Below are 25,285 nucleotides of genomic sequence, written 5' to 3' on the forward strand. Positions count from 1 at the left end.
ACTACCGGCACCGTAGGCGGCTCCCGATCTCCCGGCATCCGGTTATCCACAGCCGACTTGCGGCCGGTTTCGGCGCTGCTACCGTCGCCCGACGGTGGGAAGGGGTCGAGATGACTCAATGCTTTGTGCCCGTGGGGCGGCGGCCGGCGCCTGCGGTCGCAACCGCGGACATCGCTGTCGAGGCGCCGCCGAGCCCCCCGCCGCCTCGATCGCCCGGCTGGCTGCCGGTTGCCGCCTCGATCGCGGGTCTCGGTGTGATGACGGCCGTGTTCTTCTCGGGGTCGACCGCCGCCCGCAATCCGATTTTCCTGGCGTTCCCGGCGATGACGCTGGCATCCGTCGCGGTGGCCGCGGGCCGCGGCCGCAGGCAGGGGCGCGGCATCGACACCGACCGGGTCGAGTACCTCGGCTATCTCAGCCGGCTCCGCGCAACGGTCACCGAAATCGCTACCGCGCAACGACTGTCGCTGCGCTGGAGCCACCCCGACCCCGACACGCTGTGGACCCTGATCGGCGGTCCCCGCATGTGGGAGCGCAGAGCGTCCGATCCGGATTTCTGCCTCGCCCGGGTCGGGATCGGGAACCTACCGCTTGCCGCCCGGTTGGTAGCGCCGGACCCGCCGGCCCGCGATGCCTCGGATCCGGTCACCGCGACGGCACTCCATCGCTTCCTGACAGCCAACGCGGTCCTCGCGGACGCGCCCGTCACGGTCGCCCTGTTCGGGGTTGCAACGGTGACGGTCGACGGAGATGTGGCCTCGGTACGTGCACTGCTGCGCGCGATGATCTGCCAGCTGGCCGTGCTGCATCCGCCGGATCGCTTGCTCATCGCAGCGGCCGTCGGTGATCCGAATCGGCGGCACTGGGACTGGCTGAAGTGGCTGCCGCACAATCAACATCCGACGGCCACCGATGCGGTCGGGTCCGCGCGGATGGTGTATCCGAGCCTGCCGGAGGCGCGGCGTGCGCTCGCCGATGCGGTCCCCCACGCGATCGTGGTCGTCGACCTGGGTGAGCGGGCGACGTCCGGTGCGATCACGGGGTGCACCCTGCTCGAGGCCGGTTGCCACCGCCCCGGCGCCCCGGTGACGATTCGGCGGGACGACGAACCCCAGCCGTTGCCATGTCCCGACCGCATGGAACTGGTCGACGCGCTGACCTGTGCCCGGCGGCTCGCCGCGTATCGGGCGGGCGCGGCGGACGGCGCGTGGTCCGACCTGGCGGCCCTGGGAGATCTCGCCGACTTCGACCCGATCACGTTGTGGCACAACCGGAACCACCGTGAGCGGTTGCGCGTCCCGCTGGGCACCGCGCTCGACGGCACACCGATCGAACTGGACATCAAGGAGGCGGCCGACAATGGCATGGGCCCGCACGGGCTGTGCGTGGGAGCCACCGGGTCGGGCAAGTCCGAGCTGCTGCGCACCATCGCGCTGGGGATGGTGGCCCGGAACTCCCCGGAAGAGCTCAATCTGCTGCTGATCGACTTCAAAGGGGGCGCAACGTTTCTCGACCTGGCGCGGGCGCCGCACGTCGCCGCCGTCGTCACCAACCTCGCCGACGAGGCGCCGCTGGTCACCCGCATGCGCGACGCGCTGGGCGGCGAGATGGACCGCCGGCAACGGCTGCTCCGGGCGGCACGCTGTGCCAGCGTCGCGGCATACGACCGCGCGCGCCGGGCCGGCGGCCAGCTGGCCGCCCTGCCGACGCTGTTGATCATCATCGACGAGTTTTCCGAAATGCTCAGCCAGCATCCCGAGTTCGCCGACATGTTCGTCGCGATCGGCCGGCTGGGCCGGTCGCTGGGCATGCATCTGTTGCTGGCCAGCCAGCGGCTCGACGAGGGCCGCCTGCGCGGCCTGGAAGCCCACCTGGCCTATCGGATATGCCTGAAGACCCTGACCGCCGGCGAATCACGCGCGGTGCTGGGAACGCTTGACGCATACCAGCTGCCGAACGCGCCGGGCGCGGGGTTTTTGAGCACCGGCAGCGGCGAGTCGATTCGGTTTCAGGCCGCGTTCGTTTCGGGGCGGTTGACGGCGACCGGCCCCGCGCACGCGCCGACGCCTCCGGCGCGGGTGTTCAGCTCGCGGGCGGCCGGCCGGGTTACCCGCGCCGTCGGGACCGAGGGCACGCGGACCGTGCTGGAGTGCGTCCTCGACCGGGTGGCCGGACACGGGCCGCCCGCGCACCAAGTCTGGCTGCCCCCGCTCGGGGCGGCACCGGCACTGGACGACCTGCTCCGCGACCGCGCACCGGCGCTGGACGGCCTCACCGTGCCGATCGGTGTCGTCGACCGTCCCTTCGAGCAATGCCGCGCGCCGCTGTTGGCCGAATTGTCCGGAGCGGCAGGCAATGTCGCGTTCGTCGGGGCGCCCCGATCCGGCAAGTCGACGGCATTGTGCACGCTCATCACGGCGTTGGCGGCCACCCACGGTCCGGGACGGGCGCAGTTCTACTGCCTGGACTTCGGCGGCGGGGCGCTGGGCTCCGTGCGAACCGTGCCGCACGTCGGCGCCGTCGCCGGCCGGGCCGAACCCGAGCTGGTCCGGCGGGTGGTCGCCGAGATCGAAGCCATCGTCCGGTACCGCCAGGAGCACCGAAATGTTGTCTCGGGTGACGGCGATCGCCTCAGCGACGTCTTCCTCGTCGTCGACGGCTGGGCGGGCCTGCGTCGCGAGTTCGAGGAACTGGAGGCGCCGGTCAGCGCCCTTGCGGCCCAGGGTCTTTCGTTCGGCGTTCATGTGGTGTTGTCGGCGTCGCGCTGGGCCGAGATCAGGCCGTCGCTGAGGGATCAGATCGGCACCCGCATCGAGTTGCGGCTGGGCGACCCGGCGGATTCCGAGATCGACCGCAAACGGGCGCAGCAAGTACCCCTCGACAGGCCGGGCCGCGGACTATCCCGCGAGGGCCTGCACATGGTCCTCGCGCTGCCCACCGACAGGTTCCGTACCGATGGTCCCGCCGCGCCCCCGATAGCGCTGCTTCCCCGGCACGTCGACCACGACGTCGTGGTGCAGCGAGCGGGTGCCGAGATCGGTGCGTGCGTCCTGCTCGGCCTTCAGGAGCGCGGATTGCGTCCGGTTTCAGTCGATTTCGGGCGCCACGCGCACCTCCTGATCCTCGGGGACACCGGGTGCGGAAAGACCGCCACGTTGCGGACCCTGTGCCATGAGATAGTCCGGACCAAGACCGTCGCGGAGGCCCAGCTGCTGATCGTCGATTTCCACCGCTCCCTGCTGGGCGTCGTCGAGTCGGAACACCTCGCGGGCTACGCCGGGTCGCCGGCCGCCTTGGGCGCGACGGTGCCGGATCTGCTCGATTCCCTGCGCCGGCGGATGCCCCCGTCGGACGCCAGCCCGGCGCAGCTCAGTGCCGGGTCCTGGTGGTCCGGGCCCGACCTCTATGTCCTGATCGACGACCACGACCTGGTCGCCACGGCCGCGGGCAACCCGCTCGGGGCCGTCGTCGACTACCTGCCGTACGCAAAGGATCTGGGGCTGCATCTCGTGGTGGCGCGCCGCGGCGGTGCAGAGCGCGCCCTGTTCGAGCCGCTGTTGACGGGGCTGCGTGACCTCGGCTGCATGACGTTGACGATGAGCGGGCGCCCGGACGAAAGCACGCCGTGGGGGGCCGGGCGCCCGCAGCGCCTGCCGCCGGGCCGTGGCGTTCTGGCGACCCGCGCCGGTGACGACCAGCTTGTCCAGGTGGCGTGGGTCCCGCCGCCGTGACACGCCATCGGGCCGTCATCGAGGCCGGGCCCGGAACGATCCGCCGATTATGTTGTGGGACAAGTGGTGTGGCGGGCGGCGATGTCTCGGAGACCGTGCGGGTGGCGCTGGGCGCGATTGACGATCGGGTCGCACTGGTCGGTGGGCGACCGGTCGCCGTCGGTTCGCTGTGGCGCGCCGCGCTGAGATCACTGACGTGTGCGGACTGCGACGGCGTGCTCGTGGTGCATCCGTCCTGGTGGCCGCCGGCCCGTGTCGACGTGGTGACCAGGGCCGCCACCATGCCGGGGGTTGACGCGCTGGCGCGTCCGCGGTCGTGGCTGCTGGCGCGCGCGTCGGACGCCCGCGGCGAGGCGACGGTGGTCGTGGAGGTCGCCGAGCGGCTGGTGGCGATCACCGGCGCCGAGGTCGCCGCGATACCGCGCGTTGCCGACGAGCATTCGGTTGCTGAGGAGGTGGCCACGGTCATCGCCGGCGATGCCCATCACCCGTCGGCGGTCGTCCTGATCGACGCGCCCGGCACGGTTGCCGGGGGTCCGACCCTCGCCGCGTTGATCGCCGGGGCGGTGCGCGGTAGCGGGCGGGCGGTGGTGGAGATCGGTGACGCCGAGCTGGCTCGGTCGGTGCCGGACGAGGTGCCCGCCCCACCCGAGGCCGGGGCAGGCGCCGCAACCGGAGACGCCCGGTCCCGCGCGCGGACCGTGGCCGGGCTTGCGGCGGCCGTCGTCGCGCTGACGGCGTTGCCGCTGGCGATCTCGGGCGGGGCGCCCCGCCGCGGGGGCGGACCGCCCCCGGCCACGGTGCTGCCGGTGCCGACGACATTGCTCGTCGAGGGCCGCGTCGCGTTGACGGTGCCCGCGAACTGGTTGGCGCAGCGGGTGGTGACCGGCCCCGGGTCGGCGCGGGTACAGGTCACCTCGCCGACGGATCCCGAGGTGGCGTTGCACGTCACGCAGTCGCCGGTGCCCGGCGAGACGCTGGGGGCCACCGCCGAGCGGCTGAAGCGCGCGATCGACGCGGAGGCCACCGGGGTGTTCGTCGATTTCAACCCTTCCGGGAGCAGCGCGGGCCGCCCGGCGGTGACGTACCGCGAAGTGCGCGGCACACACCACGTGCGCTGGTCCGTGCTGCTGGACGGTCCGGTCCGGATCAGCGTCGGCTGCCAGAGCCGCCCCGGCGGCGAGGAGGCCGTTCGGGAGGCGTGCGAGCAGGCGGTGCGGTCCGCCCACGCGATCGGATGAGTCGGCGAATCGGGCGGAACCGAATACCTCCCCGCGCGGTCCAATCTGATATGGCGAACACTCTCAGCACCGACCTTGGCGTGATGCGCACGGTGGCGGCCTCGACGGACGCGCGCAACGACGAGATCCGGGCAATGCTGCAGGCCTTCATCGGACGCATGGGCAGCGTGCCGCGCTCCGTGTGGGGTGGGATCGCGGCCGCGCGGTTCAAAGATGTGGTGGACCGCTGGAATGCCGAGTCGACGCGGCTTTACCACGCCCTGCACACGATCGCCGAGACCATCCGGCACAACGAGGCCGCGCTGTCGGAGGCGGGCGAGGAGCACGCCCGCCGCATCGCCGCCGCCGGCGGGAACGTGTGAGGGAGGGAACGTGGACCAGGTGCTGTCCTACAACTTCGGCGAGATCGAATACTCGATCCGCCGGGAGATCCACGCGACCGCGACCCGCTTCAACGCGGCGCTCGAAGAGTTGAACTCGCAGGTCGCGCCCCTGCGGGAGCTGTGGACCCGCGAAGCGGCCGCCGCGTACCAGGCCGAGCAGTTGAAGTGGCACCAGGCGGCCACGGCGCTGAACGAGATCCTGGTCGAGCTGGGGAATGCGGTGCGCGACGGTGCGGAGGAGATGGCGAACGCCGACCGGCGGGCGGCCGGCGTCTGGGCACGATAAACGTGATGGCCCCTGTGTGGTCCCGGCGGGGGAGAGCCGCCGGGACCACACAGTCATTTTGACCTGCGGGGACGCGCATCGGTAAGCTGCTCGGTTGGCGTGCGGTACGCCGGGGTCTCGGGTCAACGTCGGTCGCCGAGATGAACCCCACCGTGAACGCCTGACCGGCACCCGGCTCGACCCGGGATCCACCTCGAGAAGAGAAGGTAAGCGCTGTGCCCACCTACGCGCCAAAGGCGGGTGACACCACACGGTCGTGGTACGTCATCGACGCCACGGACGTGGTGCTTGGCCGCCTTGCCGTCGCGGCAGCCAACCTGCTGCGCGGCAAGCACAAGCCGACGTTCGCGCCCAATGTCGACGGCGGTGACTTCGTCATCGTCATCAACGCCGAAAAGGTCGCCCTGTCCGGCGACAAACTGCAGCAGAAGATGGCTTTCCGCCACTCGGGGTATCCCGGCGGTCTGCACAAGCGCTCGACCGGCGAGCTGCTGCAAAAGCACCCGACCCGCGTCGTGGAGAAGGCGATCGTCGGCATGCTGCCCAAGAACAAGCTCAGCCGTCAGATCCAGCGCAAGCTTCGCGTCTACGCGGGCCCGGAGCACCCCCACACCGCTCAGCAGCCGGTGCCGTACGAGATCAAGCAGGTGGCGCAGTGACCGAAACAACCGAGGCCTTGGAGACCCCGGCGACCCCGGAGACCCCGGAGACCCCGGAGACCCCGGCCGAGGCTCCCGCCGCCCGTCCCGCCGAGTCGTTCGTGTTCGAGCGGCCCATCCAGACCGTCGGCCGCCGCAAGGAGGCCGTGGTGCGGGTGCGCATCGTGCCCGGCACCGGCAAGTTCGACCTCAACGGCCGCAGCCTGGAGGACTACTTCCCCAACAAGGTGCACCAGCAGCTGATCAAGGCCCCGCTGGTGACCGTGGACCGGGTGGAAAGCTTCGACGTGTTCGCCCTGCTGCATGGCGGCGGCCCGTCGGGGCAGGCGGGCGCGCTGCGCCTGGGCATCGCCCGGGCGTTGATCCTGGCCTCGCCGGAGGACCGGCCCGCCCTGAAGAAGGCCGGCTTCCTCACGCGTGACCCGCGTGCCACCGAGCGCAAGAAGTACGGGCTGAAGAAGGCGCGCAAGGCGCCCCAGTACAGCAAGCGCTGATCAACGCTCGCTTTTCGGCCGCGACTTGGCAACTTTTGCGCAAGTCAGCGGCGTGTCTGCGCACCAAAACGCATGGTTTCGGTCAGAAAAGAACGGGCACGTTAGGTGAACGACCGCCAACTGTGAGAGGTTTTTCGGCATGGGTCGACTATTCGGCACCGACGGTGTTCGCGGGGTCGCCAATCGCGAGTTGACCGCCGAGCTGGCGCTGGCCCTGGGCGCCGCGGCGGCGCGGCGACTGGCGAGTTCCGTTGGGCCGGGCCGGCGGGTCGCCGTGATCGGGCGCGACCCCCGGGCCAGCGGCGAGATGCTGGAGGCGGCCGTGATCGCCGGGCTGACCAGCCAGGGAGTCGACGCGCTGCGGGTCGGGGTGCTTCCGACACCGGCTGTGGCGTACCTGACCGGTGCCTACGACGCCGACTTCGGGGTGATGATCTCCGCCTCGCACAACCCGATGCCCGACAACGGCATCAAGATCTTCGGTCCCGGCGGCCACAAGCTGGACGACGACACCGAGGATCAGATCGAGGAACTGGTTGCGGCGGGACCCGGCTTGCGCCCGGTCGGCGCCGGGATCGGCCGCCTTGTCGACGCCGAGGACGCCGACGACCGCTACCTGCGCCACCTGTCGAAGACGTGCACGCTGCGGCTGGACGGCCTGACCGTGGTGGTCGACTGCGCCCACGGTGCCGCATCGTCGGTGGCGCCGCGCGCCTACCGCGCCGCGGGCGCGCGGGTGATCGCGATCAACGCCGAGCCGAACGGGCTCAACATCAACGACGGCTGCGGCTCGACGCACCTGGATGCGCTGAAGGCGGCCGTCGTCGAGCACCGCGCCGACCTCGGCCTGGCGCACGACGGCGACGCCGACCGCTGCCTGGCCATCGACGCCAACGGGAACCTCGTCGACGGCGACCACATCATGGTCGTGCTCGCGCTGGCCATGCGGGAGGCCGGCGAACTGGCCTCCGACACGCTGGTGACCACCGTGATGAGCAACCTCGGGCTGCACCTGGCGATGCGCGCGGCCGGCATCACCGTGCGCACCACGGGCGTCGGCGACCGCTACGTTTTGGAGGAGTTGCGGGCCGGCGACTACAGCCTCGGCGGCGAGCAGTCCGGCCACATCGTGATGCCCGCGGTGGGCTCCACCGGCGACGGCATCGTCACCGGGCTGCGCCTGATGACGCGCATGGTGCAGACCGGCTCGTCGCTGGCGGACCTCGCCTCGGCGATGCGGGCGCTGCCCCAGGTGCTGATCAACGTCAAGGCCGCCGACAAGGCCACCGCCGCGGCGGCCCCCTCGGTGCGGGCCGCCGTCGAGCAGGCCGAGGCCGAACTGGGTGACACCGGGCGAATCCTGTTGCGCCCCTCGGGAACCGAGCCGATGATCCGGGTCATGGTGGAGGCCCCCGAAGAGGCCATCGCGCAGCGCGTCGCGGCCGGTGTCGCCGAAGCGGTGAGCTCCGCGCGCTGATCCTTCCGCTGGAACCCCGGCGCGGTGTCGGGCGTCGGATTAGGCATGGAATTCGATAGCCCCGGGGTGTACAGGGTCTCCGACCAGCTGGACGCGGCCGCGGAACTGCTCGATCGTGCCGTGGGAGATCACTTGGCGCGGTTGGCTTTCGGCGCGGCGAGCGCCGGCCGGGCGCACACCGCTCGCGGGGATGCCCTGCGTGTCCAGCTGGACCGCTTGACGGCCGAGGTGACGCAGTGGTCCCGGGCGGCAACCGCGGCCGCGGCCGCGCTGCGCGCCGGCGCCGACCGCTACGCCGACGCCGAACTGTACACCGCGGCGCGGATCGCCTGATCGTGGCCGAGCGGTTGGACGTCGCCGAGCGCCTCGCCGAGGGCCGGCCCGCCGTCGAGCACACCCAGGCCTACGTGCAGGCCTGCCACGCGCTCGGTTACCGGTACCCCGAAATGACGTCGCATCCCTTCCGGATTCGCGATTGGTACGACAGCGAAGATGGCCTCGACCTTCGCACCCTCGATCGCGACTGCGCGGAACTGCGGGCCGCGGGCGCGGCGGTCATGGAGGCGCTGCGGATCCAGCGCGCGCAGATTTCCGAGCTGGCCACGGCGTGGGCGGGCGCGGGCGGGGACTCCGCGGCCCGGTTTCTGGAGCGTCACTGCGACGCCGCGAGCGCGGTGGCCCTCGAGGTCCGCGCGGCGGCTCAGCGGTGTGAGTCCCTGCGGGACAACCTGTGGTACCTCGTCGACTCGAAGGTCGCGACGGCCATCGCCATCGACGATCGCACGCGGGCCCAGCAACCGGCGTGGTTGGCCGCCGCAGCCGCGGTGACGTCCGGCGCGGGGGACCGGGCGAGCGCCGAGGAGGTGGTCCGTGAGCAGATACAGCCCTACGTGGACAACGAGATTCGCGACGACTGGCTGACGACGATGCGCTCGACGGTGGACGGTGTCGACACGTCCTACGACATGGTCATCGACCGGATGGCGGTCACGCCACCGGCGCGCTTCGAGGTGCCCGGCGATTTCGGGCCCGACTATCGGCCGCGTCCGGCGGGCCCGCCGAGCCCGGCGGCAGGCGTGGCGGCGCCCCCGGCAGCCGTGCCGGCTCCCCCGGCAGGCGCGCCGGCTCCCGCGGCCGCGCCCGCGCCCGCCGCGGCTGCCGGGCCGCCGGTCGATCCTGCACCCGCGCCGACATTGGCCTCGGCCGCGCCGGCAACAAACCCCGCGATCCCGGCTCCGGCACTGCCCGAGCTGGGGACCGCCTCCGGCATGCCGGCGGGCGACCTGGGCGGCGGCCTGAGTGGGCTGGGCGGGCTCGGCGGGCTGGCCAACCGGATCGTCGAGGCCATGGGCTCCCTGTTGGGTCCGGCGGACCAATCAGGCGAGGAGGGCACCGTCGATGGCGAGGAGCCGTTCCACCCCGATGACGACGCCGACGATGACCCCGAGGACAAGCCCGGTCAACCCGACGAGCCGAAAGATGCCGACCACACACCCGACGACGAGGCGCTCAAGCCCGCCGACCGGGCCGTGCCGGTCGATGCGTCGGCGCCGGGCGCCGCGCCAGCCGCACCGGACGGTCCGCCCGCACCGGTCGACGCACCGCCGGCCCCTGCCTTGCCGCCGGCCCCGGCCCCGCCGCCGGCGCCTGTTGGCAACGAGTCGAAAACGCCGTGCGAGATCGCCGCGGACCAGCTCCCGCAGGCGGGAAGTTGATGCCCTCAGGCCGGCCGCAGCGCGAGCACGTCCTCGACGAAGCGCACGCCTTCGCCCGCGTCGGCGGCCAGCGGGCTCACCAACAGGGTCGTCACGCCGGCCTCGGCGAAGGCGGCCAGGCGTTCGGCGACGTACCCGCGGGGGCCGACGAGGGACATCCCGCGGACCAGCTCGTCGGGCACCAGGTCGATGGCCTCGGCCTTCCGGCCGGACAGGTACAGCTCCTGGATCCGGTCGGCGACCTCGCCGAAGCCGTAGCGGGTGGCCAGGTTGTGGTAGAAGTTGCGGCCCTTGGCGCCCATCCCGCCGATGTAGAGGGCCAGCTGCGGCTTGACCCAGGCCAGCCGCTCCTCGACGTCGTCGCCGACGGCCAGCGACGCGTGCACCATGACGTCGAGCGGCCCCAGGGCGGGATCGCGTTTGGCGGCCCCGGCGGCCAGCGCCTCGCCCCACACCAGATTCGCCTTCTCCGGAAGGTAGAACACCGGCTGCCAGCCCTCGGCGATCTCGGCGGTGAGCTCGACGTTTTTCGGGCCCAGCGCCGCGATCGTGATCGGAATGCGTTCGCGCACAGGGTGATTGATGAGCTGCAGCGGTTTGCCCAGGCCAGTCCCGCGGTCGGCGGGCAGCGGGATCTGGTAGTGCTTGCCGGCGTACTGCACCCGCTCGCGGCGCCAGACCTGCCGACAGATCTCCACAATCTCGCGGGTGCGGCCCAACGGGGCGTCGAACTCCACGCCGTGGAACCCCTCCATCACCTGGGGCCCGGACGTGCCGATGCCGAGCCGAAATCGCCCGTCGGACACGAAATCCAGGCCCGCGGCGGTCATCGCCAGCAGCGACGGCGTGCGGATGTAGATGGGAAACACCCCCGACGCGAGTTCGACGGTGCTGGTCTTGGCGGCCAGATACCCGAGCTGGCTCACGGCGTCGAAGGAATATGCCTCGGCCACCACCGCGATGTCGATGCCGGCCTTTTCGAGTTCGACGATGCGGTCAACGCCTTCGTGAAACCCGCCCGAGTAGTCCAGGGCGATCCCGATTCGCATCAACGACAGATACCACGGCGTCGGTGGCACGCCCCTGTGGGGAGTGTCACTTCAGCAGCGCGACGACCTTCTCTTCGAGGGCGACCGGCTCGGCCTCGGGATCCACCGGATCGGTCCGCGGCAGCTTGGCGTCGGGATCGGTGAAGTCGCGGTAGGTCTTGTCCCCGCCCAGCGCGTTGAGCAGGTAACCGGTCAGCAGCGCGCGCACCGAGCGCTGCGTGCGCCGGTCCGGCCCGGCCAGCCCGAACACCGTGGTCAGCCGGCGGCCCTCGACCAGCCCGCCGGGTTCGGCCTTGTGCACGATGCGCAGGGTCGCGGTGTCCCACGCGGCGTCCAGGGCCAGCGCGTTGGAATTCAGCGATTTCGGATCCCCCGGCGCGGTCAGGATCAACCCCGGGACCCTCAGCGTCGCGGCGGGTTGCTCGGCGGGGGGGCTGGTGACCGACGGGAAGAGCGCCGCCACGGCCGCGGGCTTGGCGGGCATGCCGGCCGCCGCGAACACGGCCGCCGAGCCGCCGAACCCGTGGCCCACGACGCCGAGCTTGGCCGGATGCACGCTGATGTTGCCCGGCCCGAGGCGCACACCGGCCACGATGTCGAGGGCGGTGCCGAGGTCGAAGGCGAAATTGAGCACGGACGGCGCCAGGCCCCGCTGGGTGTCGGGCGCCCCGGCCACGATGCCCCACGACGCCAGGTGCTCCAGCAGGCCGGAATAACGAGCGGCGCCGGCGAGCCAATCGTGGCCGAACGCGACGCCCGGCAGATTGAGCCCCGCCTCGGGCGTGTACACCACGCCCGGCAAACCTGCAAAGGCCAGGTCACCGCGCAAAACCCGGTGCGGGCCACGGCGGCTGAGGGCTGCGACGAGCTTGCGGATGCGGGCCACCCGTCGACGTTAGCGCATGGAGCCGCTAGGCAGTGACCTCGATCAGACCCACCCGCCACAACGCCGCGTACAGGTGGCGCAGTGGGATGCTCAGCAAACGAGAGGCCGCGTCCACCATCGGGTCGCCGCCGGCGACCGGCGGGCGAGGGGTCCGCTTCGGCGCGGGCGCAACGGCCGGCCGTGACCCGGCCTGGACAGTCACCACCTCGTCGATCAGAACTGCGGTCATGGTTCCCTCCTGGAAGATCCACCGGGGCCGTGAGATCTATTCGAATGCGGCCAGATCTCCGATTCCCTGATTAGGTTTTAACATTTGCTAGACGGCTATTTTCGTAAGGTTTACGGATAGTTGAACTATTGACATTGACTTGTATCTAAAGTGACGTGGTAAGGATTCCCGGCCGAATTTGATGCGGTGCCCCGGCGTGGCAAATAGGGGGCTGACCATTTGATTTGCCGATAGAGTCCGCCGCAAATTCGTCCCGGTCCTGATCGGGCGAGAGCCACCCCCGTCGTTTCTTCCGCCAGCAGTGGGTTGTTGCCAGCTTGGGTCCCACATTTCGCAGTGTAAGGCGAGCAGTTGCTGGGTACCGGAAGCCAACGGGAACGACACGAATACATCCGGTGAAATAAGCCCTGATCGTTTGTTAAATCGGTGTGAATCCATCCCTGCGGTCCTTCCCGGCGCCGGTGTCGATGACCACAGCGTCGCGCCCCGGCCTGGAGGGATCCTCAACGGATGCTTGGTGGCGGCGCGCCCGCGGTTCCGCAGGTCGGGCCCGTGCTGGCGGGTCCGCGGCGATCGCTGCACTACCCTGTTCAGGATGTGCGGGATTGTCGGCTACGTCGGGCAGCGCCCGGCCTGCGAGGTCGTCATGGACGCGCTGCGCCGGATGGAGTACCGCGGCTACGACTCAGCGGGAATCGCGCTGGTCGACGGCCGGGGCAAACTGACCGTCCGGCGTCGCGCCGGCCGGTTGGCCAACCTGGAAGAGGCCATCGAAGAAACCGAGCAGACGACGCCCGGGGCGCTCGCCGGCACCACCGGCCTGGGCCACACCCGCTGGGCCACCCACGGCCGCCCCACCGACCGCAACGCCCACCCGCACCGCGACGCCGCCGGCAAGATCGCGGTCGTCCACAACGGCATCATCGAGAATTTTCCGGCCCTGCGCCACGAGCTGGAGGCGGCCGGCGTGGAGTTCGCCAGCGACACCGATACCGAGGTGGCGGTGCACCTGGTGGCCCGGGCCTACCGGCACGGCGACACCGCGGGTGACTTCGTCGCCTCGGTGCTGGCGGTGCTGCGCCGGCTCGAGGGCCACTTCACCCTGGTGTTCGCGAACGCCGACGAGCCGGGCACCATCGTGGCCGCGCGCCGCTCGACCCCGCTGGTCGTCGGCATCGGCGACGGCGAGATGTTCGTCGGCTCCGACGTGGCGGCGTTCATCGAACACACCCGTGACGCCGTCGAACTCGGCCAGGACCAGGCGGTGGTGATCACGGTGGACGGCTACCGCATCACCGACTTCGACGGCAACGATGACGCCGCGAGTGCCCGCGTTTTTCATATCGATTGGGACCTGGCCGCCGCCGAGAAGGGCGGCTACCCGTACTTCATGCTCAAAGAGATCGCCGAGCAGCCCATCGCGGTGGCCGACACCCTGCTGGGGCACTTCGTCAACGGCCGGATCGTGCTCGACGAGCAGCGCCTGTCCGACCAGGAACTCCGCGAGATCGACAAGGTGTTCGTGGTGGCCTGCGGCACCGCGTACCACTCGGGGCTGCTGGCCAAGTACGCGATCGAGCACTGGACCCGGCTGCCGGTGGAGGTGGAGCTGGCCAGCGAGTTCCGCTACCGCGACCCGGTGCTGGACCGCAGCACGCTGGTCGTGGCCATCTCGCAGTCGGGGGAGACCGCCGACACGCTGGAGGCGGTCCGGCACGCCAAGGAGCAGAAGGCCAAGGTGCTGGCGATCTGCAACACCAACGGCTCGCAGATCCCGCGCGAATGCGACGCGGTGCTCTACACGCGCGCCGGCCCGGAGATCGGCGTGGCCTCCACCAAGACCTTCCTGGCGCAGATCGCCGCCAATTATCTGGTCGGCCTGGCGCTGGCGCAGGCCCGCGGCACCAAGTACCCCGACGAGGTCGAGCGCGAGTACCGCGAGCTCGAGGCGATGCCCGACCTGGTGGCCCGCGTGCTGGCGATGATCGAGCCGGTGGCCGCGCTGGCGCACCGGTTCGCCCAGTCCTCGACCGTGCTGTTCCTGGGCCGCCACGTCGGCTACCCGGTGGCGCTGGAGGGCGCCCTGAAGCTCAAGGAGCTGGCCTACATGCACGCCGAGGGGTTCGCCGCCGGGGAGCTCAAGCACGGCCCGATCGCGCTGATCGAAGACGACCTGCCCGTCATCGTCGTGATGCCCTCGCCCAAGGGCCAGGCCACGCTGCACGCCAAGCTGTTGTCCAACATCCGTGAGATTCAGACCCGCGGCGCGGTGACCATCGTGATCGCCGAGGAGGGCGACGACACCGTGCGCCCCTACGCCGATCACCTCATCGAAATCCCTTCGGTGTCAACGCTTCTGCAGCCGCTGCTGTCGACCATCCCGCTGCAGGTGTTCGCCGCGTCGGTGGCGCAGGCCCGCGGCTACGACGTCGACAAGCCGCGAAACCTGGCCAAGTCCGTCACCGTCGAATAGCCGAATGGGTTCCGCCGTACAATCTCCGGGCGGTCAAGTCGTGCGAGCGAGGGGGAGGCGCATTGTCGGCGGGTGGTTCGGCCCAGCGGGGCAGGCGCTCCGGGCGAGTGTTGATCGTCGGTCTGGTGGTTCTCTTCGTCGCGACGTACGCCATCACGGTGGGGCTGTATTCCCGATCCGGCTGCGGCTGCCCGCGTCAGGTCACCCAGGGCCAGCCGGCGCCCGACGGGACCACGGTGACGATCGATCTCCAAGAACTCCAGTCGGTCAAGGGCGGGCTGAGCGGCAATATCACCGTTTCGCCGGGGCATGAGCTGCTGGATCCGCTGACCGGCGGCCTCACCGAAGATCTCGCCGTCGCCGTCCACTCCGCGGTGACGCCCACCAAGCGCAGCTGGGCGAAGGGCACGGTGCCGGGCGTGTCTCCCGTCCCGCTGACCATCACGGGCGACCCTTCGGATTGGCCTTTCGACCACTACCACTCGGGGCCGATCACGGTCGATCTGTTCCGCGGCGCCTCGCCGGTGCCGCAACGGGCGTCGGTCACCTTCATCGACCGCATTCCGGGCTGGCGCGTCGACATACCGGTCAGCGCCAGATCGGGTATCGCCGCGCCCATCGCCGCGCCTTACCGGGTGGAATTGCGCCGGTCGCCGAGCACGGCGGCATTCGCCGCCGTCATCGTCGCCATGATGATCGCGATCGCCGCGATCGGACTCTCGGTCGCCGTGCTGACGGCGCTCGACCGGCGAAAGTTTCAGCCGCCGATGACGACGTGGTACGCGGCGATGCTTTTCGCCATCATGCCGCTGCGCAACGCCCTGCCGGACGCGCCGCCGATCGGGTCGTGGGTCGATGTCACCGTCACGTTGTGGGTGATCGTCGCGTTGGTGAACGCGATGCTGCTCTACATCTTCTGCTGGTGGCGGCACCTGAGACCCGAGCCGGCCACCGTCGCGTAGCAACGCCGGGCGTGCAAAAGTTGAACTTGTGGCGAACGCATCGGTGGGGACCCGGCTGCGGCGGATCTGGCTCGCGGTGTGGCATTTCGTCACCGGAGCGCCGCTGACCTACTGCTGGCTGCTCGTGCTGACGATCACCACGATCATCCAGAACGAACTGCCCGGGCGGCAGCTGCACTGGGTGCTGCTGCACCGGTCCACCAACATTCACGCGCTGGGAACCGACCCGCTCGACGTGCTGTTCTCCAGCCTGCTGTGGCTCGACGGCAAGGACCTGGAACCCTACCTGCTGCTGTTCACGCTTTTCCTCGCGCCCGCCGAACACTGGCTCGGCCAATTGCGTTGGCTCACAATCGGTTTGACCTCTCACATCCTGGCCACCTACATCAGCGAGGGCATCCTGTACTACGCGATCGAGGAACACGAGGCGCCGGAACGGCTGGTGCACGCCCGCGACATCGGGGTCAGCTACTTCCTGGTCGGCGTGATGGCCGTGCTGACCTATCACATCGCGCGGCCGTGGCGGTGGGGTTACCTCGGGGTGCTGCTCGTCATCTTCGGCTTTCCGTTGCTGATGATGAGTCGCCACGGGGTGAACTTCACCGCGATCGGTCACTTCGCCGCGATCCTGATCGGGCTCTGCTTCTACCCGATGGCGCGGGAACGCAAGGGTCCGGCCTTGAATCCGGCGAGACTCCGAACCGCTTTCCGGCGAGTCGGTTCCGGGGGGTAGGCGGTGGGGCGGCCGGTCCGCGCGCCCAGCCGTCGCCCGACGCCATCGCGTGCGCCCACCTCGTCGCCGACGACGCCCACGAGCCGGTCCAGCGTTCGAAACCACGCGCCCGCCGCGGCTAGGTACGCCTGGCGCTGACGTAGTGCAACCCGGTGCCCGTCTCCCGGTCCGCGCCGGCGGGCAGCGGAAAGCCCTGGGCGGCAAACAGATCCGCAACGCTCACGGCCGAGGTCGCCCAGCCGTGGCCGTCCAGGTACTCGACCACGTCGTGGCGGTCGCCCGCATACCACAGGTCGGTCATCTCGATGTCGAAGCCGTGTTCGCGCCATTGGTCGGTGACGTCCCGCATCCGGTCGGCCATTGCCTGCACCGCATCGGCGGGCCCCCGGAAGTTCTCGGTGGCCAGTTGGCTCCCGGGCGGGCTGAGCTCGGTGATGTTGTCCAGCAACCGATCCTGCGCGTCCGGCGGCAGGAACGGCAGCAGGCCCTCGGCGCTCCAAGCGGTGGGGCGGGCGGGGTCCAGGCCGGCCGTGCGGAGCGCCGACGGCCAGTCGTGGCGCAGATCGACAGGCACCGTCCGCAGGTCGGCGGTCGGGGCCGCGCCCAGTTCGGCCAGGGTCGCGGTCTTGAAGTCGATGACCGCGGCCTGGTCGATCTCGAACACCGTGGTGCCCGCCGGCCAGCGCAGCCGGTAGGCGCGGGCGTCCAGGCCCGAGGCCAGGATCACCGCCTGGCGGATCCCGTCTCGGGCTGCGGCCAGGAAGAAGTCGTCGAAGAAGCGGGTACGGATGCCCATCATGGCGCCCATCCGTGCCATCCCGAAGTCCCCGTTGTCGTCGACCTCGGCCGGATCCAACTCACCGCCGGCGACGCGGGTGAAGAAGTCGATGCCGACGGCGCGAACGAGCGGCTCGGCGAACGGGTCGTCGATCAGCGGGTCCTCGCCGCGACTGGCCAGTGCGCGCCCCACCGCGACGCCGGTGGCCGTGGCCCCGACGCCGTTGCTCAGGTCCCACGTGTCGTTGTCTGTCCGTGCCATAACCGCCCCCCGTCCGCCGTTTGATTCGAGCCGTGCGCGAGGGTACGCCCCGACATGGAATGCTTGCGATGATGCGGCATTACTACTCCGTCGACGCGATCCGGGGCGCCGAAGCTCCGCTGTTGGCCAGCCTGCCCGACGGCGCTCTGATGCGCCGCGCGGCGTTCGGGCTGGCCACCGAGATCATCGCCGAGCTGACCGCCCGCACCGGCGGGGTCGCCGGGCGCCGGGTGTGCGCGGTCGTCGGCTCCGGCGACAACGGCGGTGACGCGCTGTGGGCGGCGACCTTCGTGCGGCGGCGCGGCGCGGTCGCCGACGCGGTGCTGCTCAATCCCGACCGCACCCACCGCAAGGGGCTGGCCGCGTTCCGCAAGGCCGGCGGGCGTGTGGTCGAAAGCGTCTCGCCGACAACGGATCTCGTCATCGACGGCGTGGTGGGGATCTCCGGATCGGGCCCGCTGCGGCCGGCCGCGGCGCAGGTGTTCGCGGCCGCAGGGGAGATACCGGTGGTCGCCGTCGACATCCCCAGCGGCATCGACGTGGCGACCGGCGCGATCACCGGGCCCGCGGTACACGCCGCGCTGACGGTCACCTTCGGCGGGCTCAAACCCGTGCACGCACTGGCCGACTGCGGGCGCGTCGAGCTGATCGACATCGGCCTGGACCTACCGGAGACGGACGTGCTCGGCTTCGAGGCCGCCGACGTCGTCGCGCGCTGGCCGGTGCCCGGCCCGCACGACGACAAGTACACCCAGGGCGTCACCGGGGTGATGGCCGGCTCCTCGACCTATCCGGGTGCGGCCGTCTTGTGCACCGGCGCGGCCGTCGCCGCCCACTCCGGCATGGTCCGCTACGCCGGCAGCGCGCACAAGGAGGTGCTGGCGCGCTGGCCCGAAGTGATCGCGGCACCCGGCCCCGCGGCGGCCGGGCGGGTGCAGGCCTGGGTGGTCGGGCCGGGGTTGGGCACCGACGACACCGGGGCGGCGGCGCTGTGGTTTGCGCTGGACACCGACCTCCCGGTGATCGTGGACGCCGACGCGCTGACCATCCTGGCGGCCCATCCCGAGCTGGTGGTCAACCGCACCGCCCCGACGGTGCTTACCCCGCACGCGGGTGAATTCGCCCGGCTGGCGGGTAACCCGCCGGGGGACGACCGCGTCGGCGCGTGCCGCAAGCTGGCCGACAGCTTCGGCGCCACCGTGCTGCTCAAGGGGAACGTCACGATCGTCGCCGACCCCGGCGGCCCGGTGTACCTGAACCCCGCCGGGCAGTCGTGGGCGGCCACGGCGGGGTCGGGCGACGTGCTGTCCGGGATGATCGGCGCGCTGCTGGCGTCGGGGCTGCCGGCCGCCGAGGCGGCCGCGGCCGCGGCCTTCGTGCACGCCCGTGCCGCCGCGATGTCGGCCGCCGACCCGGGCCCCGGCGAGGCGCCGACGTCGTCGTCGCGCATCATCCCGCACATCCGGGCCGCTATAGCCGCCCTGTAGAGACCTGTAGAGAAAGGATCCGCCGTGTCCCGCAGCCATCCGTCCGTGCCGGCCCACTCGATCGCCCCCGCTTACACCACCCGCATGTTCACCGCGCCGATCCCCGCGCTGCGGCTCCCCGAGGAGTCCATGGATCCCGAGGCCGCGTACCGCTTCATCCACGACGAGCTGATGCTCGACGGCAGTTCGCGGCTCAACCTGGCCACGTTCGTCACCACCTGGATGGATCCCGAGGCCGGCAAGCTGATGGCCGAGACGTTCGACAAGAACATGATCGACAAGGACGAGTACCCGGCCACCGCGGCCATCGAGCAGCGCTGCGTCTGCATGGTGGCCGACCTGTTCCATGCCGAAAATCTCAAGGACGACGACCCCTCGAGCGCCATCGGCGTGTCCACCATCGGCTCCAGCGAGGCCGTGATGCTGGGCGGCCTGGCGCTGAAGTGGCGCTGGCGGGCCAAGGTCGGAAAGGGCTGGGAGAGCCGCCGGCCCAACCTGGTGATGGGCTCGAACGTCCAGGTGGTGTGGGAGAAGTTCTGCCGCTACTTCGATGTCGAACCGCGCTACCTGCCGATGGAGGAGGGGCGCTACGTCATCACGCCCGAGCAGGTCGTCGACGCCGTGGACGAGGACACCATCGGCGTGGTGGCGATCCTGGGCACCACCTACACCGGCGAACTGGAACCGATCGCCGAAATCTGCGCGGCGCTGGACAAGCTCGCGGCCGGCGGGGGCGTGGACGTCCCGGTGCACGTCGACGCCGCCAGCGGCGGCTTCGTCGTGCCGTTCCTGCACCCCGATTTGGAGTGGGACTTCCGGCTGCCGCGGGTGGTCTCGATCAACGTCAGCGGCCACAAGTACGGGCTGACGTATCCGGGCGTCGGGTTCGTGGTGTGGCGCAGCGCCGAGCACCTGCCCGAGGATCTCGTGTTCCATGTCAACTACCTTGGCGGCGACATGCCGACCTTCACGCTGAACTTCTCCCGCCCCGGCAACCAGGTGGTCGGCCAGTACTACAACTTCCTGCGGCTGGGGCGCGAGGGATACACCAAGGTCATGCAGAGCCTGTCGTCGACGGCGCGCTGGCTCGGTGCGCAGCTGCGCGAGGGGGAGCACTGCGAGCTGATCTCGGACGGTTCGGCGATCCCGGTGGTCAGCTTCCGGCTGGCCAAGGACCGCGGCTACACCGAGTTCGACGTCTCCCACGAGCTGCGCGGCTACGGCTGGCAGGTGCCCGCCTACACGATGCCCGACAACGCCACCCACGTCTCGGTGCTGCGCATCGTCGTGCGCGAGGGCCTCTCGGCCGACCTGGCCCGGGCGCTGCACGACGACGCGCGCGCCGCCCTCGCGTCGCTGGACAAGCTCAAGCCAGGCGGGCACTACGACGCCCAGCACTTCGCGCACTGAGCGTTTGGCGCCGAGCGTCGACTTGTTGGGCAATCAGGGCCGTGATCTGCGCAACAAGTCGACGCTCGGCGACGCTTGGCGGGGTTCTGGGAGAATGGCGCCCGTGGTCGTTACGCCGATATCCCTGACGCCCGGTGTTCTCGCCGAGGCCGTGGTGGACCTGGGCGCTGTTGCGCACAACGTCCGGGTGCTGCGCGAGCGCGCCGGCGCCGCGCAGGTGATGGCCGTCGTCAAGGCCGACGGTTACGGCCACGGTGCCACCCCGGTCGCCCGCGCGGCGCTGGCCGCCGGGGCGGCCGAGCTGGGCGTCGCCACCGTCGACGAGGCGCTGGCGCTGCGCGCCGACGGCATCACCGCGCCGGTGCTGGCATGGCTGCACCCGCCCGGCATGGACTTCGGGCCGGCGCTGCTGGCCGACGTGGAGATCGGCGTGTCCTCGGTGCGCCAGCTCGACGAGGTGGCCGACGCGGTGCGCCGAACCGGTCGGACGGCGACGGTCACCGTCAAGGTGGACACGGGGCTGAACCGCAACGGCGTCGCCCCGGCGCAGTACCCGGCTATGCTGACCACGCTGCGCCGGGCGGTCGCGGAGGACGCCATCCGGCTGCGGGGGCTGATGTCGCACCTGGTGTTCGCCGATCAGCCCGAGAACCCCATCAACGACGTTCAGGCCCAACGGTTTTCCGACGCGCTGGCACAGGCGCGCGCCGAGGGTGTGCGGTTCGAGGTGGCGCATCTGGCGAACTCATCGGCCACGATGTCGCGACCCGACCTGGCCTACGACCTGGTACGCCCCGGCATCGCGGTGTATGGCCTGAGCCCGGTGCCCGACCTCGGCGACATGGGATTGATCCCGGCGATGACGGTGAAATGCCCTGTCGCGCTGGTGAAGTCGATTCGCGCCGGCGAGAGCGTGTCCTATGGGCACACCTGGACGGCGCGGTGCGACACCACCCTGGCGTTGCTGCCGATCGGCTACGCCGACGGCGTGTTCCGCTCGCTGGGCGGGCGCCTGGAGGTGCTGATCAACGGCAGGCGCCGGCCCGGTGCCGGCCGGATCTGCATGGACCAGTTCGTCGTCGACCTGGGTCCCGGGCCCGTCGACGTGGCCGAGGGCGACGAGGCCATCCTGTTCGGGCCCGGAACCCGCGGCGAACCCACCGCACAGGACTGGGCCGACCTGCTCGGCACCATCCACTACGAAGTGGTCACCAGCCCCCGAGGGCGGATCAGGCGAACCTATCGCGAGGCCGAAACCGTTGAGCCCTGAGGAAACCCGCAGGCGCCACCGGGGCAGGGCCTGGCTTGCGGGTGGCGCCGGCATGACCGCCGTCGCCACCATCGTCGGAGCCTCGGCCCGCCGATCGATGACCCAGCGCACCACCACCCGCGAAGACCCTTACGCCGACGAGGATTTCGAGCGGATCGACGACGACCGCGCCTACGTGGTGACCACCCGCGACGGGGTGGCGCTCGCGGTCCGCGAGGCCGGCCCGGTGGACGCGCAGGTCACCATGGTCTTCGTCCACGGATTCTGCCTGCGCATGGGCGCCTTCCATTTCCAGCGGACCCGGCTGCCCAACCGGCTCGGTGCGCCCGTGCGGATGGTGTTCTACGACCAGCGCGGACACGGGCGCTCGGGCGCCGGCGAGCCCGAGACCTACACGCTGACGCAACTGGGCGAGGACCTTCAGACAGTGCTGAGGGCGGTGGCGCCGCGCGGGGTTGTCCTGCTGGTCGGCCACTCGATGGGCGGCATGACGGTGTTGTCGCACGCGCGCCAGTTCCCCGAGCAGTACGGCAGCCGGATCGTCGGCGCCGCGATCATTTCCTCCGCGGCCGAAGGGGTCACGCGGTCCCCGCTGGGCGAGATCCTGAAAAACCCTGCGCTGGAAGCGTTCCGGTTCACCGCCCGGTCCGCGCCCAAGCTGATGCACCGCGGCCGCAACGTGTCGCGGTCGCTGATCGGCCCGATCCTGCGGGCCGCGTCCTACAGCGACCTGCAGGTCAGCCGGAGCCTGGACGCGTTCTCGCAGCGGATGATGAACGGCACCCCGATCGCCACCATGGTCGGCTTCCTGGACGCCCTGGAAAAGCACGACGAAACCGCCGGGCTGTGGACGCTGCTGAAGGTCCCCACCCTGATCGCTTGCGGGGACCACGACCTGCTCACGCCGGACGAATACTCGCGCAAGATGGCGGCCTCGCTGCCGTTGTCGGAGTTGGTGATCGTCAGCGGCGCGAGCCACCTGGCGCTGCTGGACAAACCCGAGGCCATCAACGACGGGCTGGTCCGGCTGGTGCACCGCGCCGTCCCGGGCAAGATGGCCCTGCGCTACCGGCGGCTCAAGCAACGGCTGCGCCGCCGTGGCTGACGGTGACGCGGGCACCGCCACGTGCGAGCGCGTCGAGGACACCGTCGCGCTGGGATCGCGGCTGGGTGAGCAGCTCAAGGCGGGCGACGTGGTGGTGCTCTCCGGCCCGCTCGGTGCGGGAAAGACGGTGCTGGCCAAGGGAATTGCCGCGGCGATGGACGTCGACGGGCCCGTCACCTCGCCGTCCTACGTGCTGGCCCGGGTGCATCCGCCGCGGCGGCCCGGCGCGCCGGCGATGATTCACGTCGACATGTACCGGTTGCTGGATCACGGCGCCGACCTGCTCGGCGAGCTCGACTCGCTCGACCTGGACACCGATCTCGAGGACGCCGTCGTCGTGGTCGAGTGGGGCGAGGGCCTCGCCGAACGCCTCTCCGAGCGGCACCTCGACGTCCGCCTGGAGCGGGTCTGTCACTCCGACGTCCGGATCGCCACCTGGCAGTGGGGGCGGCCGTGAATCTCGTTCTCGCCCTTGACACCGCCACCCCGGCCGTGACGGCGGGCCTGGTACGGCTCGAGCGTGGCGTCCACACCGTGCTGGCCGAGCGGGTCACCGTCGACGCCCGGGCGCACGCCGAGCGGCTGACACCCAACGTGGTGGCCGCCCTCGCCGACGCCGCGCTGACGATGGCCGATCTCGACGCCGTCGTGGTGGGCTGCGGCCCCGGCCCGTTCACCGGGCTGCGGGCCGGGATGGCCACCGCTGCGGCGTTCGGCCACGCGCTGGGCATCCCGGTGCGCGGGGTCTGCAGCCTGGACGCCATCGGGGTGCGGACCTCCGGCGACGTCCTGGTGGTGACGGACGCCCGCCGGCGCGAGGTGTACTGGGCCCGCTACCGCGACGGGTTCCGCATGGCCGGACCCGGAGTCGGCGCCCCCGCCGACGTCGACCCCGGGCCGGCGCGCGCGGTGGCCGGCTCGCCCGAGCACGCGGCGCTGTTCGGCCTGCCGGTATGCGGGCCCGTCTCGCCGACGCCGGCCGGCCTGGTGGCCGCGGTACCCGACTGGTCCGAGCGCCCGCTCCCCCTGGTCGCGCTGTACCTGCGCCGGCCCGACGCCAAGCCCCTGGCGGCCCCCCGATGACGGCCTGCCGCGAGTCGGTGACCATCGGCGCGTTGACGCCGGCGGACGCACCGCGCTGCGCCGAGCTGGAGGCCCAGCTGTTCCCCGGCGACGACCCGTGGCCCGCGGTGGCCTTCAACCGCGAACTGGCCGGCAAGCACAACCACTACGTGGGCGCGCGCGTCGCCGGCACGCTGGTCGGCTATGCCGGCATCTCGCGGCTGGGCCGCACCCCGCCGTTCGAGTACGAGGTGCACACCATCGGCGTGGACCCGGCCTACCAGGGCCGTGGCATCGGCCGCCGCCTGCTCGACGAGCTGCTCGCCTTCGCCGAGGGGGGCGCCGTGTACCTGGAGGTGCGCACCGACAACGAGGCCGCCATCGCGCTGTACCGCAGCACCGGGTTCGAGCAGATCGGCCTGCGCAAGCGCTACTACCGGGTCAGCGGCGCCGACGCGTACACGATGCGCAGGGAGCCGCGGTGACGGTCGTACTGGCCATCGAAACCTCGTGCGACGAAACGGGAGTCGGCATCGCGCGGCTCGACGCCGATGGAACCGTGACGCTGCTGGCCGACGAGGTGGCCTCCAGCGTCGACGAACACGTCCGCTTCGGCGGCGTCGTCCCCGAGATCGCCTCCCGCGCCCACCTCGAGGCGCTGGGCCCCGCCATGCGCCGCGCGCTGGCGGCCGCGGGCCTGGACGGGCCGGACCAGAAACCGGACATTGTCGCGGCCACCATCGGGCCCGGGCTGGCCGGCGCCCTGTTGGTGGGAGTCGCCGCGGCCAAGGCGTATTCGGCGGCCTGGGGTGTGCCGTTCTACGCCGTCAACCACCTGGGCGGACACCTGGCCGCCGACGTCTACGAACACGGGCCGTTGCCCGAGTGTGTGGCGCTGCTGGTGTCGGGCGGGCACACCCACCTGCTGCACGTGCGGTCCCTCGGCGAACCGATCGTCGAGCTGGGCAGCACCGTCGACGACGCCGCCGGCGAGGCCTACGACAAGGTGGCGCGGCTGCTGGGGCTGGGCTATCCCGGCGGCAAGGTGCTCGACGACCTCGCCCGCACCGGCGATCGTGACGCCATCTCGTTCCCGCGCGGCATGACCGGCCCGGGCGACGACGCGTACGCCTTCAGCTTCTCCGGGCTGAAGACCGCCGTCGCGCGGTACGTGGAAAGCCACCCCGACGCCGCGACCGCCGACATCGCCGCCGGCTTCCAGGAGGCCGTCGCCGACGTGCTGGCCAAAAAGGCGGTACGCGCGGCGACCGCGCTGGGCGTCTCCACCCTGCTGATCGCGGGGGGTGTGGCCGCGAACTCGCGGTTGCGGGAGCTGGCCACGCAGCGTTGCGCGGCGGCGGGCCTGACGCTGCGCATCCCCCGGCCGCGGTTGTGCACCGACAACGGCGCGATGATCGCGTCCTTCGCCGCGCATCTGGTGGCAGCGGGGGCGCCGCCGTCGCCCCTGGACGTGCCCAGCGACCCCGGTCTGCCGGTGGTAAAGGCGCAGGTGGGCTGATGTTCGCTCAGCGCGGACAGGCTGACACGACAGAAGCACCAGGGCGGCCTTGAGTGCTAGCACTCGCATGTATAG

General features: G+C 71.1%; 24 protein-coding genes. 20 read left to right on the forward strand and 4 right to left on the reverse strand.

Annotation, left to right across the window (positions count from 1 at the left end; genetic code table 11):
- Positions 1-110 precede the first annotated feature (110 nt).
- The 9 genes from eccCa to A5696_RS03670 all read left to right on the forward strand — a co-directional run bounded on the left by eccCa (position 111) and on the right by A5696_RS03670 (position 9,986).
- A complete protein-coding gene (gene eccCa / locus A5696_RS03630) occupies positions 111-3,731 on the forward strand; it encodes a type VII secretion protein EccCa (RefSeq protein ID WP_067873551.1) in 3,621 nt (1,206 codons plus the stop codon).
- Positions 3,728-4,972: a type VII secretion-associated protein gene (locus A5696_RS03635; protein WP_067873798.1), complete on the forward strand. Its 1,245-nt coding sequence runs from the start codon at positions 3,728-3,730 to the stop codon at positions 4,970-4,972. The genes eccCa and A5696_RS03635 overlap by 4 nt, the downstream gene beginning before the upstream one ends.
- Positions 4,973-5,022: 50 nt before the next feature.
- Positions 5,023-5,334, forward strand: coding sequence for a WXG100 family type VII secretion target (locus A5696_RS03640; RefSeq protein WP_082956424.1), 312 nt, complete (start codon positions 5,023-5,025; stop codon positions 5,332-5,334).
- A gap of 10 nt (positions 5,335-5,344) precedes the next feature.
- Positions 5,345-5,641: a WXG100 family type VII secretion target gene (locus tag A5696_RS03645; protein ID WP_067873556.1), complete on the forward strand. Its 297-nt coding sequence runs from the start codon at positions 5,345-5,347 to the stop codon at positions 5,639-5,641.
- 215 nt (positions 5,642-5,856) lie between these two features.
- Positions 5,857-6,300 carry a 50S ribosomal protein L13 gene (rplM, locus tag A5696_RS03650; RefSeq protein WP_067873559.1) on the forward strand — a complete coding sequence of 148 codons (444 nt, stop codon included), beginning with the start codon at positions 5,857-5,859 and terminating at the stop codon, positions 6,298-6,300.
- Complete coding sequence (gene rpsI / locus A5696_RS03655) at positions 6,297-6,794, forward strand: 30S ribosomal protein S9 (RefSeq protein WP_082956425.1); 498 nt, start codon at positions 6,297-6,299, stop codon at positions 6,792-6,794. The genes rplM and rpsI overlap by 4 nt, the downstream gene beginning before the upstream one ends.
- A gap of 139 nt (positions 6,795-6,933) precedes the next feature.
- The gene (glmM, locus tag A5696_RS03660) at positions 6,934-8,271 is read left to right on the forward strand and encodes a phosphoglucosamine mutase (protein WP_067873561.1); all 1,338 of its coding nucleotides are present in this window, start codon (positions 6,934-6,936) and stop codon (positions 8,269-8,271) included.
- A 45-nt stretch (positions 8,272-8,316) separates the two neighbouring features.
- Entirely contained in the window at positions 8,317-8,604 is a 288-nt protein-coding gene (locus tag A5696_RS03665; RefSeq protein WP_067873564.1) for a hypothetical protein, read from the forward strand.
- A gap of 2 nt (positions 8,605-8,606) precedes the next feature.
- Positions 8,607-9,986, forward strand: a complete 1,380-nt coding sequence (locus tag A5696_RS03670; RefSeq protein WP_067873566.1) for a hypothetical protein — start codon at positions 8,607-8,609, stop codon at positions 9,984-9,986.
- A 5-nt stretch (positions 9,987-9,991) separates the two neighbouring features.
- Here A5696_RS03670 and A5696_RS03675 read toward each other — a convergent pair whose 3' ends face one another.
- Genes A5696_RS03675 through A5696_RS03685 form a run of 3 tightly spaced genes read right to left on the reverse strand, consistent with a single transcriptional unit; the run spans position 9,992 to position 12,150 of the window.
- Positions 9,992-11,035, reverse strand: a complete 1,044-nt coding sequence (locus tag A5696_RS03675; RefSeq protein ID WP_067873569.1) for an LLM class F420-dependent oxidoreductase — start codon at positions 11,033-11,035, stop codon at positions 9,992-9,994.
- Between the two features lie 46 nt (positions 11,036-11,081).
- Complete coding sequence (locus A5696_RS03680; protein ID WP_067873572.1) at positions 11,082-11,921, reverse strand: dienelactone hydrolase family protein; 840 nt, start codon at positions 11,919-11,921, stop codon at positions 11,082-11,084.
- Between the two features lie 25 nt (positions 11,922-11,946).
- Positions 11,947-12,150 (reverse strand): Rv1535 family protein, encoded by a 204-nt coding sequence (locus A5696_RS03685; RefSeq protein WP_067873575.1) that lies wholly within the window; start codon positions 12,148-12,150, stop codon positions 11,947-11,949.
- 595 nt (positions 12,151-12,745) lie between these two features.
- Between A5696_RS03685 and glmS the strand changes: the two genes are divergently transcribed.
- The 3 genes from glmS (at position 12,746) to A5696_RS03700 (ending at position 16,318) form a co-directional block, all read left to right on the forward strand.
- Positions 12,746-14,623: a glutamine--fructose-6-phosphate transaminase (isomerizing) gene (gene glmS, locus A5696_RS03690; RefSeq protein WP_067873577.1), complete on the forward strand. Its 1,878-nt coding sequence runs from the start codon at positions 12,746-12,748 to the stop codon at positions 14,621-14,623.
- Positions 14,624-14,685: 62 nt separating this feature from the next.
- Entirely contained in the window at positions 14,686-15,585 is a 900-nt protein-coding gene (locus A5696_RS03695; RefSeq protein ID WP_082968897.1) for a DUF4436 domain-containing protein, read from the forward strand.
- 28 nt (positions 15,586-15,613) lie between these two features.
- On the forward strand, positions 15,614-16,318 hold the full coding sequence (locus A5696_RS03700; RefSeq protein ID WP_156738232.1) for a rhomboid-like protein: 705 nt from the start codon (positions 15,614-15,616) through the stop codon (positions 16,316-16,318).
- A gap of 118 nt (positions 16,319-16,436) precedes the next feature.
- Here the strand turns inward: A5696_RS03700 and A5696_RS03705 are convergent, their stop codons facing one another.
- Complete coding sequence (locus tag A5696_RS03705; protein WP_067873582.1) at positions 16,437-17,357, reverse strand: class I SAM-dependent methyltransferase; 921 nt, start codon at positions 17,355-17,357, stop codon at positions 16,437-16,439.
- A 71-nt stretch (positions 17,358-17,428) separates the two neighbouring features.
- Here A5696_RS03705 and A5696_RS03710 point away from each other — a divergent pair, with 71 nt between their 5' ends.
- The 8 genes from A5696_RS03710 to tsaD all read left to right on the forward strand — a co-directional run bounded on the left by A5696_RS03710 (position 17,429) and on the right by tsaD (position 25,210).
- Positions 17,429-18,844, forward strand: a complete 1,416-nt coding sequence (locus A5696_RS03710) for an NAD(P)H-hydrate dehydratase (protein WP_067873807.1) — start codon at positions 17,429-17,431, stop codon at positions 18,842-18,844.
- Between the two features lie 24 nt (positions 18,845-18,868).
- Positions 18,869-20,254 carry a glutamate decarboxylase gene (locus A5696_RS03715; RefSeq protein ID WP_067873585.1) on the forward strand — a complete coding sequence of 462 codons (1,386 nt, stop codon included), beginning with the start codon at positions 18,869-18,871 and terminating at the stop codon, positions 20,252-20,254.
- 103 nt (positions 20,255-20,357) lie between these two features.
- Positions 20,358-21,524 carry an alanine racemase gene (gene alr, locus A5696_RS03720; RefSeq protein WP_197516877.1) on the forward strand — a complete coding sequence of 389 codons (1,167 nt, stop codon included), beginning with the start codon at positions 20,358-20,360 and terminating at the stop codon, positions 21,522-21,524.
- 52 nt (positions 21,525-21,576) lie between these two features.
- The gene (locus A5696_RS03725; protein ID WP_197516878.1) at positions 21,577-22,629 is read left to right on the forward strand and encodes an alpha/beta fold hydrolase; all 1,053 of its coding nucleotides are present in this window, start codon (positions 21,577-21,579) and stop codon (positions 22,627-22,629) included.
- Positions 22,622-23,086 (forward strand): tRNA (adenosine(37)-N6)-threonylcarbamoyltransferase complex ATPase subunit type 1 TsaE, encoded by a 465-nt coding sequence (gene tsaE, locus A5696_RS03730; protein WP_067873594.1) that lies wholly within the window; start codon positions 22,622-22,624, stop codon positions 23,084-23,086. The genes A5696_RS03725 and tsaE overlap by 8 nt, the downstream gene beginning before the upstream one ends.
- Positions 23,083-23,712 (forward strand): tRNA (adenosine(37)-N6)-threonylcarbamoyltransferase complex dimerization subunit type 1 TsaB, encoded by a 630-nt coding sequence (gene tsaB / locus A5696_RS03735; RefSeq protein ID WP_067873810.1) that lies wholly within the window; start codon positions 23,083-23,085, stop codon positions 23,710-23,712. The genes tsaE and tsaB overlap by 4 nt, the downstream gene beginning before the upstream one ends.
- The gene (gene rimI / locus A5696_RS03740; protein ID WP_067873597.1) at positions 23,709-24,176 is read left to right on the forward strand and encodes a ribosomal protein S18-alanine N-acetyltransferase; all 468 of its coding nucleotides are present in this window, start codon (positions 23,709-23,711) and stop codon (positions 24,174-24,176) included. Before tsaB ends, rimI begins: the two co-directional genes overlap by 4 nt.
- Complete coding sequence (gene tsaD, locus A5696_RS03745) at positions 24,173-25,210, forward strand: tRNA (adenosine(37)-N6)-threonylcarbamoyltransferase complex transferase subunit TsaD (protein WP_067873600.1); 1,038 nt, start codon at positions 24,173-24,175, stop codon at positions 25,208-25,210. The genes rimI and tsaD overlap by 4 nt, the downstream gene beginning before the upstream one ends.
- Positions 25,211-25,285: the final 75 nt, after the last annotated feature.

It is taken from the genome of Mycobacterium sp. E2699 (genome assembly GCF_001666745.1).
In the GTDB taxonomy this organism is placed as follows: domain Bacteria; phylum Actinomycetota; class Actinomycetes; order Mycobacteriales; family Mycobacteriaceae; genus Mycobacterium.